Below are 12,502 nucleotides of genomic sequence, written 5' to 3' on the forward strand. Positions count from 1 at the left end.
TTACTGCCCAGTAGTGATTCGTCCGGCCGCTTCCTCGAGAACGTCGAGGAAGATGGCCGCGGTGAGCGCAAATCCTTGGTTGTATCGCGCGTCGCTGGTCAACACGTTGCCCGCTTGAACTGCAGGCAACCGCTGCCACGTCGGCTGCGACTTGATCGCGTCGAGCGCTTCCTGATCGCGTGCTTGGGCGATGATCACATCCGCCGGAGCCAAGGTGTCGAGTTGCTCGAACGACAACTCGAACGAGTTCTCTGCATTGTCGTCGTCACGGAAAAGCACGTCCAGGCCGGCATCGAGTGCAACACTGATTCGCAGATTCCGCTGATGCACAAGGAAGCCCGTCGGCGTCTGAACGCCGAACACGATCTTCTTTCCGCCCAGCTTCTCCTGCAACATCGGTCGCAGTCTCGCGAGCTTGTCGTCGTACTCCGCAATGGAAGCCTCGGCGATCGTCACCCGGTCGAGCTGGCTCGCCTGCGCCATCAGAGCACCTCGCCAGTCGACCGGGTGCCCGGCAATCGGTTCGACGTCGTCGCCGACGACCAACAGCGGCGCGATGGAAGACAAGCGCTCGGTGCCGTACCAGTCACTGGTGTATCCGATCGCAGTGATGACGATCAGATCGGGCTCGAGAGCGAGCAGAGCCTCGAAGTTGGTGGAGAAGTCGCCGGCGACGTTGACGAAGCTCGCGTCCTCGATGGTGCGGCCGGGAAACTGGAATCCTGCCTTGGCGTCGGGGAACCAGAAGTTGCCCGATCCGACGATCGGGTAGTCCATCATCATCGCGAATTCGAGGTCGACGCGGCCGTCGAGCACCACCACACGCTTCGGGTCGCGCGGAACGTCGCCGCTGAACTCGGCCCACGTGTACGGGAGAGTGTCACTGGCAGAGTCGGATTCGCCATCGGAGCTTCCGCAGGCGCTCAGCGCCAATGCTGCAGCCACACCAGCTGCGCCACCGAAGAATCGGCGTCGCGAAATGCGGTCGACGATCTGAGCCCACTCCGTGTCGGTAACCTGCGCATCCAGGACGAGTGTCATACCTTTGCTCCTTCGATGTTTCGCTGACGCTCGCGTCCCAGCGGAATGACCAGCGGTGTGTGGGAAACCGGATCGTCGATGATGCGGCACGCCATGCCGAACACCTCCTGCACCAGTTCTTCGGTGATGATCTCCGCGGGCGGGCCCTCGGCGACCACCGCGCCGTCCTTCATCGCGATGATGTGAGTTCCGTAGCGGCACGCGTGATTGAGATCGTGAAGCACCGCCACCAGCGTGTGTCCGTCGTTCTCGTTCAGATCGCGGCAGAGTTCCAGCAGCTCGATCTGGTGCGCGATGTCGAGGAACGTCGTCGGCTCGTCCAGTAGCACCAACGGAGTCTGCTGCGCGAGAACCATAGCTACCCAGACACGTTGGCGCTGACCACCGGACAGTTCGTCGACCGGCCTGGCCGACAGATCCGTGACCTTGGTTGCTTCCATCGCCTTGATGACGGCGGCCTCGTCCTCTCGGGACCACTGGCGGATCAGCTTCTGGTGCGGATAACGCCCTCGCGCAACCAGATCGGCGACTTTGATTCCGTCCGGCGCGATCGACGTCTGCGGCAGAAGCCCGAGTCGCCTCGCAACTTCCTTTGCCGGGTACGACGTGATCGTCTTACCGTCGAGAAGGACCTTGCCGGTGGTCGGCTTGAGCAACCGGGACAGCGCACGCAGAAGCGTCGACTTGCCGCAGGCATTGGGACCGACGATGACGGTGAAGCCACCGTCGGGGATTTCGACGTCGAGGTGTTCCGAGATGACGCGCTTGTCGTAACCGATCGTGACGTCCTCGGCGCGAAGCCGATTCGTCCTTTCGACCACGACGGCGGCCGTACTTGTCTCGTTCACGCTGTTCCTCGTTCCTTCACCGATCACTGCTTACGTGCCTCTCGCGCGAGAAGCCATACGAAATAGATGCCACCGATGGAGACGGTGACGACGCCGACCGGCAACTGTGTCGGCGCGAAAGCTCGCTGCGCCACCCAGTCGCTGACCATCAGCAACGCGCCACCCATTGCTGCCGACGGCAGCAGGGTCACTCCGGCACTACCGGTCAATCGCCTCACCAACTGCGGAGCCGCCAGCGAGACGAACCCGATGGGACCGGCCGCTGCTGTCACCATGGCCGTCAGGGCGACGCCGAGAACAACCAGGGAAAGCCGCGTGGGTTCGGCCCGGACGCCGAGCGCCTTGGCGGCGTCGTCGCCCATCTTGAGCATCTGCATCCGCCTGCCCAACACCAGGATCAGCGGAACGAGGATGGCCAGCACGACGACCACCGGCCACACCTGAGTCCAGCCGAGTCCGTTCAACGAACCGGCACCCCACACTGCGGCAGCCATGGCGTCGTCAAGTTTCGCCTTGAGGATCATCCAGGTGTTGACCGAGCCCAACATCGCGCTGATGGCGATACCGACGATGATCAACCGGAATCCCTGCACACCTCGCTTGTACGCAAGGAGATAAACAACTGCTGCGGTGGCGATTCCGCCCACCAGAGCACCGACTGCGATCTCGTAGTAAGTACCACCGATGAGGAGGATGACCACCAGAGCGCCCGTGTACGCACCGGAGTTGAAGCCGATGATGTCCGGGCTACCCAACGGGTTCCTGGTCAGCGATTGGAAGATCGCACCGCTCATACCGAGCGCCGCACCGAGCATCAGCGCCAACAGAACTCGGGGCAGACGCCATTCCACGACGACCATGTGGATACGCGCGGGGGCTTCGCCGAACAGTGCACCGAGGACGTCCCCGATCGGCACTTGGTAGTCACCACTACCGAGCGCGATGACACCGATGGCCAATGCAAGCGCAACGAGGACGAGGCAGACTGTGACCGTGCGGACGTCGATCCGCGCGGACCAGCCTTCTTTGGGTGAGCGCACCACCGTGGTGGCGCGCCCGAAATCGATGCTCACAGACCGCTCACCTTGCTTCGACGCACCAGCATGATCAGCACCGGAGCGCCGATGAAGGCCGTGACGATGCCGACCTGAAGTTCACCCGGGCGCAGCACGATTCGGCCGACGACGTCGGAGAAGAGAAGAAGAATCGGCGAGCACACCAACGTGTACGGGAGAATCCATCGCTGATCCGGTCCGACGAACCATCTCGCGACGTGCGGAACCATCAATCCGACGAATCCGATCGGCCCGGCCGCAGCTGTCGCCGCGCCGCACAGCAATGTCACCGCGATGACACCGAGGATGCGAGTACGAGTGATGTTGGCACCGAGCGAACGTGCCAGATCGTCACCCAGGGCCACCGCGTTGAGTTGGCGCGCCAACGCGAGCGCCAGGAAGAGCCCGATGAGAATGAACGGTGCGACGGCGAGAACGATTTCCAACGAACGCCCGCTGAGTGAGCCGGCATTCCACTGGCGCATCTGGTCGAAGGCGGTCGGGTTGAGCAAGGTGATCCCGGACGAGATACCGCCGAGCACGGAGCCGATGGCAACACCGGCAAGCGTCAGCCGAATGGGCGTCGCACCACCTCGACCGATCGAGCCCAGCGTGTAGACGATCGCTGTGGCTATCACCGCTCCGAGGAAAGCGAACCATATGTACGACCAGATGCTGGTCAAGCCGAAGACCGCGACGGCAACGACCATCGCGAAGCCCGCGCCGGCATTGACACCGAGAATTCCGGGATCAGCCAAGGGATTTCGTGTCATCGCCTGGATGAGGCCACCGGCCACACCCAGTGCCATACCGACTATCAGACCGAGCAGAGTACGCGGTAGTCGCAGGTCACGGATGATCACGTGATCGTTCGAGTCGTCGTAGTTCACCAGCGCGTCGATCACGGTCCCGAACGGAATGGTCTTCGATCCCACCGCGATACTCAGCAGGAGCACGGCGGCGAGCACCACCAGACACACCAGAAGACCCGCCATACGACGAGAGTTGGTCGATACCAGGCCGTCCGGTTGCTTCTGCTTCTCGTGCAGCGACTCGTCGATCAGTTCTTCGGTGTGTTTGTCGACTGCACTCTTGTCCGCCGCACCGCTGTCGACAGCACTCTTGTCGAATCCAACGGTCACAAGCCGGCGCTCTCTAGAGTCTTCTCGACCTCGTCGCGGATCTCTTCCTCGTCGCGGTCCGATTCCCAAGCCGCATCGAGTGCCGCGCGGACACTTTCGTCGAGGGCCTCGTACTTCGCGTTCCACACCTCGGCTTTGTACGTCCAGTAGCCGATGACCTTGTACTGCTCACCCGGCAACTTCAGTTCGTGGCGAAGGTACTTGCGGATGTCACGGAGCATCGTGCTCTCGCCTGCAACCCACACGTATCCGAGTTCGGTGGGCAAGTTCATCGCGCGAACCGCGTCCGGCAACTTCGACGGTGCAACACCGTTGCCACTGCCGACCAGCCAGATGAACTCGACGTCGGCGTCCGAGGTGATCTGCTGCTTGTGAGACTCGTCCACCACCTCGACGATCGCCTTGGCCGACATCCCGGCGGGCAACTGTTCGATCAAGCGCCCGAGTGCGGGGAGTCCAGTCGCGTCGGCGACGAACACCTGCCAGCGTGCGTCGGCCGGGGGCTCGTAGAGGCCACGAGACTCGCCGATCGCCAACTTGTCACCGATCTCGGCCTTCTGTGCCCAGTCGCTGGCGATACCACCCTCGTGAACGACGAAGTCGATCGTCATGCAGCTGGTTTCGGAATCGAACCGTCGCACGGTGTACGGCTGGCACGGGGACGGTTCCTCTCCCTCCGGGTATCGCCAACCGCGCGGTGCATCCGGATCTTCCGCCGGTAGAACGAACTTGCCTGTAGCCGGGACCGGGAAGTGGAGGCGCAGGTATTCGTCACCGGTACCGGTGGTTTCGAAGGCGGTCAGCTCCTCCCCACCGAACACGATACGAACCATTCCCGGGGTCACGTACTCCTTGTGAAGTACCTCGCCGAACACAAGACTCACAACAATCTCCAACATCGATGGAACATGAACCGGACCCGAACACGAGGATCTATCCGACTTCCGGACATAGTTAACCCGCGCTAAGTAAGGTAGACCTTAATTTATTGCAGTGTCGTCGATGAGTCGATGCCTTCTCCGCTGCAACGGGGCCAACTACTATCGCAATTCGGCCAACGCAATACGTATGGCCTGTTCACGACAAGTATTGGCACCGGTGTGACTTCTGACTACCGCCCACGATCCCTAGCGTGGACCCAGTGCCTTCGACACCACTTCTTTCGGCCGAGACAAACGGTCCCCCAACCAGCCCGGCGATCACGCCGCGTCAGGTAATCACACGCGCGATCGCTTCCGAAGGTCGCGGAGCCAAGCTGGCGGCCGCGTCCGTCGGCTTCACCGGCCACCAGGTCGCGGAAGCGTTGGTGCCGGTGGTGATCGGTGCGGTCATCGACCGTGCTGTGGCGACCAGCGATGCCGCCGCACTCGGAAAGTGGATCCTCGTTCTCGGAATTCTCTTCACCGGCTTGTTGCTCAGTTGGCGCTTCGCGGCGCGCATCTCCGATTCCGTCACCGAGCACGGAGCACATCGCTTGCGGATGGACATCGCGCGCCGAGGCCTCGATCCGCACGGCATACGCCGCGGCGTATGCCGGGCGAGGTCTACTCGATTGCAACATCCGACGCGGGTTCGGTGGCCGGATTCACGCACACGCTGAGCACCAAACTTGCGGCCGCCTGCGGAGTGCTGACCGCCGCGATTTCGCTACTGGTGATCTCGGTGCCACTCGGCCTGCTCGTCATCCTCGGCACTCCCCCGGTGCTGGCTCTCATGCAGGTGGTCAGTCGGCCGCTCGAACGCCGAGCCGAAACCGATCAGTGGCAGGGCGCCAAGGCCGGCGCGCTAGCCGCGGATCTACTCTCCGGACTCCGAATCCTCTCCGGAATCGGCGCCGGAGATGCTGCAGCGCAGCGGTATCGGGGAGCCAGCCGGACTTCGTTGGGAGCAACCCTTCGCGCACAGAGATACCAAGCGATGTACTCCGCCGCCAACGTTGCGATCGCCGGCGCTTTCCTCGCCGTCATCGCGTACGTGGGCGGACGGATGGCAGCGTCCGGGAGCATCTCGGTCGGTGAATTCGTTGCCGTGGTTGGTCTGGCACAGTTCCTTCGGGGTCCGTTGATCGACATCATCTACTTCGGCGCCGGTCTGGCACGGGCGCGTGCTTCCGCCAACCGCGTCGCAGCACTTCTCGGGACCACCGAGGCTGTGACTCCCGCGGGTGAACCTGTGTCCCTGAATCACTCCGAGTTCCTGACGCTGCGCGACGTCGTGTTGGCCGGAGCGTCACCAGTCGATCTCGACGTCAAACGCGGCGAGATCATCGGCATCGTCACCGAGAATGCCGCCTGGGCGGATGCGTTGGTCGACGCACTGGCGCGTCGAATCGAGCCTTCGAGCGGAACAATTCATCTCGGCGACAACGCCATTCACGAGCTGCACATCGACGAACTTCGCACTCACGTTCTGGCAGCACCGCACGACGCGGCACTGTTCATCGGCACAGTCGGCGACAACATCGACGCCCTCGCACCGATCGGCAGCCGCAACGACGAGGCCATCGCCGCTGCTGCGGCAGATCAAGTGATCTCGGCACTGCCGCTCGGCCTCGCAACCCGAGTCACCGAGCAAGGGAATTCTTTGTCCGGCGGTCAGCGTCAGCGCATCGCGTTGGCGAGGGCACTGGCGAGCGAAGCTCCCGTCCTGGTGCTGCACGATCCCACCACTGCCGTCGACTCCGTCACCGAAGCGCGCATTGCTCGCGGGATCGCCGAGGTACGCGGGGCACACGCCACAATACTTCTGACCAGCAGCCCCGTGCTGCTCGATATCTGCGATCGGGTGATCGAGCTGTGAACGAACTACTCCCCACCGCAACACCGAAACAGGCGCGGCGCGCGGCACTTCGGTTGATGGGACCCCACCGAATTTCCGCGATCGCAGCAGTCGTCACCCTGACCGCCGCGACCGCGATCGGTCTGCTCACACCGCTGGTCCTCGGCGCCATGGTCGACGCCGTGACCGACGCAGACGGCGACGCTGTCTCTCGCATCGGCACACTGACTCTCGCGTTGGTCGGTATCGCGGTTGCCTCATCCCTTCTCGTCGGAGTGAGCAACTACCTGCTCGCCGGCGTCGGCGAGCGCGTTGTCGCCGACCTTCGCGAAGAAGTCGTCGTCCGGGTTCTCGACCTTCCGCAGAGCGACGTCGAACGGGCCGGGCGCGGAGATCTCGTCTCCCGCATCACCGGCGACGTGCGGTTGGTGACCCGGGCCGTATCCGAAGCACTTCCGGTTTTTGCCACCGCGGCACTGACCATCGTGTTGACCCTGATCGGATTGGGTAGCCTCGATTGGAGATTCGCCGTCGCCGCGGTGATCGCGGCACCCATCCAGATCCAGGCGCTGCGCTGGTACCTCTCGAGGTCGGCACCGGTCTACCGCGAGGAGCGGGAGGCAGAAGGTGCACGTGCGCAACAGCTCCTGGACTCGCTGAGCAACTCCGACACCGTCGGATCGCTTCGCCTGGCCCAGCCGCATCTCGAACAGATCGAATCTCGATCGATGACGGCCGTCCGGCTGAGCTTGTTGACCACGCGTCTACGCACCAGGTTCTTCGGCCGGCTCAACATCGCGGAGTTCATCGGCCTGTCCGCTGTGCTGATCACCGGCTTCTGGCTGGTGAAGGACGGTCAGATCAGCATCGGTGCCGCCACCGCCGCAGCCCTGTTCTTCCACCGCCTCTTCGATCCGGTGGGCGCGGTTCTCAGCGTGTTCGACGAATTGCAGGAAGGCACAATCGCGTTGGCTCGCCTGGTCGGAGTCACGCTTGCGCCCGTGCCATCTGCACCGACCGATCCGCAGGAACCTGTCGACAGCTCAGCTTCTTTGGAACGCGTCACATTCTCGTACCGAAGCGGCGACGCTCCTGTTCTGCGAGACATCGACATCACCATTCCGGCAGGAACCGTCACCGCACTGGTGGGCGCTACCGGAGCCGGAAAATCTACAGTCGCAAAGCTGATCGCGGGAACCTACGAACCGACCGAAGGCGTCGTGAAGATCGGGACGGTGCCCCGGAACGAACTGCCACCGTCGACATCTCGGAGCGCGGTGGCCCTCGTGACTCAGGAGGTCCACGTCTTCGCCGGCACGTTGGCCGAGGATCTGCGGCTGGCCGACCCGTCGGCAACCGACAACGACATCACCGCGGCGCTCGATACCGTCGGCGCGTCGGATTGGCTGCGGGCTCTCCCGGACGGACTCGAAACCGTGGTCGGAGACGGTGGACACCGGCTGACCGCAACACAGGCACAACAACTTGCGTTGGCAAGAATCGAATTACTGGATCCGCCGCTGCTGATTCTCGACGAGGCGACCGCCGAAGCGGGCAGCGCCGGAGCCAGGGTCCTCGACGATGCCGCTCTCGCTCTGACCCGGGGTCGCACTGCTGTCACAGTGGCACACCGACTCTCACAGGCCGTCGACGCCGATCAGATCCTGGTGATGGACGACGGCCGCGTCGTCGAGCACGGCTCTCACGACGAGTTGGTCAACCTCGGGGGTCGGTACGCGGAGCTGTGGGAAGCGTGGTCCGCGCCGCGGAGTTGACCGCGACGGTTGCACCGAGCACTTCCGCCCGGTGCAACCCAACTCAAGCGTGCAGAAGGTACGGCACCGATTCGGGCGCCACACTCCCCTTGTTCATCATGCTGCCGGGTGTGCGGCCGGTGACCCGGCGGAACACTGCGACAAAGGCACTCGGAGTTTCGTATCCGACCCGCCTACTGACAACCGAAACCGGCACTCCAGCAGCTAAATACGTCAATGCTGCGCGGACACGTACCTGAATTCGCCACTGCGCAAAAGTCATTCCAGTGCCCTGCGCGAACACACGCGTCAGCGTACGGACGCTACCGCCAGCCGTCAGCGCCCATTCGGACAGCGACCGCTGGTCTGCCGGATTGGCGACCAATGCTTCGGCGACGAACAACGCTCGCGGATCGGTCGGCATCGGAACCTCCACCGCAGCAACTTCGAGCGGCTGCAACATGTCGAAGGCCACCCGCTCGGCGCGACTGCGCGCCTCGTCGGGCATGTTCCGCCGATGCATGTGCAGGAGTACCTCACGCAGGAGAGCGCTGACACCGAACAAGCCCGGAACACCCGACGGCGCGGCGTGAGCCTCGGGCCGGAAGTAGGTGCAGAAGAACTCCGTACCCGGACCTGCCTTCACGGCATGCAACGCCCCGGCAGGCAGCCACAGTCCGGCCGAAGGCGGAACCTCCCAGGTGATGCCGTCAGCGACAACCGTGAGCATTCCACCGGAGTTTCCCCAGATCAGCTCATGTTCAGGATGACGATGCGGGGCCCACTGCCGCTGATGAGAGAGCTTCAGAGTCACCGTTGTCATCGAGTAGGGGTGATCGATGGAACGCGGCCCCACGGGCACCGAAATTCTCTCTGCCACAGCTGTCATGAAGACGAGTATAGGACTTTCGTTAGGCATACCTAAATAGGAACCCGGAAATTGTTGACTGTGACCCCAGAGTTACACATACCGGGGTCCCCGATATCGTGACTGCAACTCCCGGCTACGGGTCGGCAACGAGAGGTACATGATGGTTGACGCATCACGAATCCCGGTCATCGTCGGCGTCGGCGATCTGCGCTGGAATCCTGCCGACGGGCACCGCGAACCCCTCGATCTGATTCACGACGCCACCGTCGGCGCGTTGAACGACAGTGGACACGCTGAACTGGGAACACAGATCGATTCCGTGTTCGCGATCAAGACAGTCAGCTGGTCGTACGACGATCTCCCCGGGCTGCTTGCCTCACGATTAGGCGCGACCCCCACGGTCACCTCTACCTCGCCGATCGGTGGCCACTGGCCCGCGGCGCTCCTCGATCGGATCGGCGCGGCCATCGCTCGCGGTGAATCCTCGGCTGCTCTGCTCGTGGGCGGCGAATCGCACGCCAGCAGCACCGCGCTGCGAAAGTCCGGAGTCGCCCCCGACTCGATCGGGTGGACAGCCGCGCCCGGTGGGCCTCCCGGATTCGATCCGACCGACCTGGGAAGCCCCGAAATGCAGCGCGCCGGTTTCATCGTGCCGACTCGTGTCTACCCGCTCTTCGAGAACTGTTTCAGTGCTGCCGAGGGCCACGACGCCCGTGAATCGCTCGACTGGTCCGCGCGGATGTACGCCGCGTTCTCGGAACTGGCTTCGAAGAATCCCGCCTCCTGGACGTCGGAGATCCGATCGGCAGACGAGATCGGCACCGTCGGCCCCGGCAATCGGATGGTCTCCGAGCCGTACCCGCTGATGCTCAACGCCATGCCTTTCGTCAATCAGGCTGCGGCCGTTGTCGTCTGCTCGTTGTCGACGGCCCGCGAGTTCGGGATCGATGAAAACAAGCTGGTGTACCTCTGGGGCGGCGCAGGTGCGAGTGATCCGTTGGACATACTCAGCCGCAACAGCTTCGACAGCTCGGCCGCGATGCATGACGCCGTACATCGCACACTCGACGGTGCCGGAGTCGGCGCCGACGCACTCGACATCGTCGATGCCTACAGCTGCTTCCCGATCGTGCCCAAGCTGTTGATCCGCGAACTCGGACTTCCCGATACCGCGATCCCAAGCGTCACCGGAGGACACTCGTTCTTCGGCGGACCGCTCAACAGCTACACCCTGCATTCCGTCGCTGAAGTCACCAGGCGAATTCGCGACGGCGCGAACCTTGCCCTCGTCCACGGCAACGGTGGATTCCTCACCTACCAGCACTGCGTACTGCTGTCGTCCGCCGCTCATGCCGACGGGTACGTCGGTGATCCCGACGCACGCGCTTTGACCCCGGAGGCTCCGGAACTGATCACCGATTACCAGGGCACTGCAGAAATTGTCACTACCTCTGTCGAATACGGTCGCACCGGGGAGCCTGAGATCGGGTTCGTGATCGCGGCAACGCCGGACGGCCGCCGCGTCGCCGGTCACACCGGTCCCGAGAATGCCTCCGAACTGACCCAGCTTCGCGGTGACAACCCTCCGTCGATCGGGCGAACTGTTCACATCAGCGACGAGAACGGGCGACTCACGCTCACGTTCTGACAGTAGCGTTCTGACAGTAGACAGCCGTCAGCACCGGGGCATGGTGATGCCCCGGTGCTCACGTCTTCAGTTGTCGCGATTCACGCCGCGGTGGGTGGGCTGTTCCCGCCGATCGGCTGCTGATACGGATCAACAGACATCGGTGGATAGAACACCGTCTTCCGATCCGGTCCGATCTCCACCCGCCATTCCGTGTGGTGCATCGTCCAGTGGTGATGACCGCACAACAAGATCAGGTTGTCGAGATCTGTTGGGCCACCATCGTTCCAGTGAACAATATGATGGGCATCGCACCACCCCGACGGAGTCCCGCACCCCGGAAACGCACACCCACCATCCCGAACCGCAAGAGCCCGCCGCTGCGGAACGGTCGCCGTTCTCGCTTCCTTACCGCAGTCGAGCGGAACACCACTCTCATCCAGGAGGATCCGGGTGACTGTGCAGTCGCACGCCAACATCCGGGCGGTGTCGATGCTGATCGGGCCCACCCAATCCGCCCACGCGAAACCCAGTTCCTGAGTCGACGGCAGTAGATCCTTCAAGGCTTTGAGGTCGGTCATGTCTTTTGCACTGGCGGTGACTGTGATGTGCGGTTTCACTCCGCCCTCGATCGGACCCAGCCCCGCCCGCTCGTACCGGCGCAGTAGTTCGCAGAACCCGTCCGCGCGCCGCAGCGCCGGCGTACGGGTGTCCTTGACGCCGTCTTTCTCCGGCGTCGGCGCAGACAGGCTCGACAGCAACGTGATCAGACGGGCCCCGTTGATCGCATCCAAGTCACCCTTCACAGTGACCCGCCCGTACAAGCCTTTCGACGCGTAGAACTCGTTACGCTCCGAATCCTCGCCGACCGGAACGCCGTCCTCGCGTTTGCCGTACTGCTTCTCGATCCGCCGGATCGCCGCCCGCACGCATCACAATCGGCAATGTTCTGCGACGCCAAACCCAACAGGATCCCGCGAGCCTTGTCCACGTCCGCCGGCGTCATGTTCTTGGGCGGATGCTGACAGAACGACGCCACCTGACGCGCCTTCAACGCATCCACGTCACCACGATGAAACGCATCCGCGACAACAGGTTCGAGCATCAACAACCGCGCCAACCCGACCAGCAGACTGCACTCACCGATCTCCAGATTCGTCGACCCATGCAACCACTGCGCGATCGCCCGAAAACCCTTCCCACCGAGAACCTCACGGGAAAACATCTCCACGATCAGCAACACCATCCGCGACTGCAACTCGTGCCGGGCGCGCACCAGATCCAGAACCTCACCCTTGAGGTCCTCGCCATCCAGCTGCCACGCATCCCGACTGTCCATGCTCAAAGTTTAATCGAACATACTTTCGATAACCAGAGACAAACCGG

At 63.1% G+C, this 12,502-nt stretch carries 10 protein-coding genes and 1 pseudogene; 4 read left to right on the forward strand and 7 right to left on the reverse strand.

Annotation, left to right across the window (positions count from 1 at the left end; translation table 11 throughout):
• The 5 genes from QM609_RS24680 to QM609_RS24700 are packed head-to-tail and all read right to left on the reverse strand — an operon-like array spanning position 1 to position 4,970.
• Complete coding sequence (locus tag QM609_RS24680) at positions 1-1,041, reverse strand: ABC transporter substrate-binding protein (protein WP_050654511.1); 1,041 nt, start codon at positions 1,039-1,041, stop codon at positions 1-3.
• Positions 1,038-1,889, reverse strand: coding sequence for an ABC transporter ATP-binding protein (locus tag QM609_RS24685; protein WP_042449225.1), 852 nt, complete (start codon positions 1,887-1,889; stop codon positions 1,038-1,040). Before QM609_RS24685 ends, QM609_RS24680 begins: the two co-directional genes overlap by 4 nt.
• A gap of 23 nt (positions 1,890-1,912) precedes the next feature.
• Positions 1,913-2,962 (reverse strand): iron-enterobactin ABC transporter permease, encoded by a 1,050-nt coding sequence (gene fepG, locus QM609_RS24690; protein ID WP_283337586.1) that lies wholly within the window; start codon positions 2,960-2,962, stop codon positions 1,913-1,915.
• Positions 2,959-4,086, reverse strand: a complete 1,128-nt coding sequence (locus QM609_RS24695) for a Fe(3+)-siderophore ABC transporter permease (RefSeq protein ID WP_003946222.1) — start codon at positions 4,084-4,086, stop codon at positions 2,959-2,961. Before QM609_RS24695 ends, fepG begins: the two co-directional genes overlap by 4 nt.
• Positions 4,083-4,970, reverse strand: coding sequence for a siderophore-interacting protein (locus QM609_RS24700; protein WP_228232781.1), 888 nt, complete (start codon positions 4,968-4,970; stop codon positions 4,083-4,085). The genes QM609_RS24695 and QM609_RS24700 overlap by 4 nt, the downstream gene beginning before the upstream one ends.
• Before the next feature lie 257 nt (positions 4,971-5,227).
• Here QM609_RS24700 and QM609_RS24705 point away from each other — a divergent pair, with 257 nt between their 5' ends.
• Genes QM609_RS24705 through QM609_RS24715 form a run of 3 tightly spaced genes read left to right on the forward strand, consistent with a single transcriptional unit; the run spans position 5,228 to position 8,639 of the window.
• Positions 5,228-5,686 (forward strand): hypothetical protein, encoded by a 459-nt coding sequence (locus QM609_RS24705; RefSeq protein ID WP_283337587.1) that lies wholly within the window; start codon positions 5,228-5,230, stop codon positions 5,684-5,686.
• Positions 5,617-6,885 carry an ATP-binding cassette domain-containing protein gene (locus QM609_RS24710; protein WP_283337588.1) on the forward strand — a complete coding sequence of 423 codons (1,269 nt, stop codon included), beginning with the start codon at positions 5,617-5,619 and terminating at the stop codon, positions 6,883-6,885. Before QM609_RS24705 ends, QM609_RS24710 begins: the two co-directional genes overlap by 70 nt.
• Complete coding sequence (locus QM609_RS24715; protein ID WP_007729003.1) at positions 6,882-8,639, forward strand: ABC transporter ATP-binding protein; 1,758 nt, start codon at positions 6,882-6,884, stop codon at positions 8,637-8,639. The genes QM609_RS24710 and QM609_RS24715 overlap by 4 nt, the downstream gene beginning before the upstream one ends.
• A 43-nt stretch (positions 8,640-8,682) precedes the next feature.
• On the opposite strand, the gene QM609_RS24720 is transcribed toward QM609_RS24715, so the two are convergent.
• Positions 8,683-9,507: a helix-turn-helix domain-containing protein gene (locus tag QM609_RS24720; protein ID WP_003946247.1), complete on the reverse strand. Its 825-nt coding sequence runs from the start codon at positions 9,505-9,507 to the stop codon at positions 8,683-8,685.
• A 139-nt stretch (positions 9,508-9,646) separates the two neighbouring features.
• On the opposite strand from QM609_RS24720, the gene QM609_RS24725 reads away from it, so the two are divergent.
• Positions 9,647-11,137, forward strand: a complete 1,491-nt coding sequence (locus tag QM609_RS24725; RefSeq protein ID WP_050654510.1) for an acetyl-CoA acetyltransferase — start codon at positions 9,647-9,649, stop codon at positions 11,135-11,137.
• 80 nt (positions 11,138-11,217) lie between these two features.
• Here the strand turns inward: QM609_RS24725 and QM609_RS24730 are convergent.
• A pseudogene (locus tag QM609_RS24730) lies at positions 11,218-12,455 on the reverse strand (HNH endonuclease signature motif containing protein).
• Positions 12,456-12,502 lie beyond the last annotated feature (47 nt).

The sequence above is a fragment of the Rhodococcus sp. IEGM 1302 genome (assembly GCF_030056935.1).
In the GTDB taxonomy this organism is placed as follows: Bacteria; Actinomycetota; Actinomycetes; order Mycobacteriales; family Mycobacteriaceae; genus Rhodococcus_F; species Rhodococcus_F qingshengii.

Coding starts and splice junctions, on each gene's coding strand:
- QM609_RS24680 (WP_050654511.1), bottom strand. CDS start 1,041: ATGACACTCGTCCTGGATGCGCAGGTTACCGACACGGAGTGGGCTCAG.
- QM609_RS24710 (WP_283337588.1), top strand. CDS start 5,617: ATGCCGGGCGAGGTCTACTCGATTGCAACATCCGACGCGGGTTCGGTG.
- QM609_RS24720 (WP_003946247.1), bottom strand. CDS start 9,507: ATGACAGCTGTGGCAGAGAGAATTTCGGTGCCCGTGGGGCCGCGTTCC.
- QM609_RS24725 (WP_050654510.1), top strand. CDS start 9,647: ATGATGGTTGACGCATCACGAATCCCGGTCATCGTCGGCGTCGGCGAT.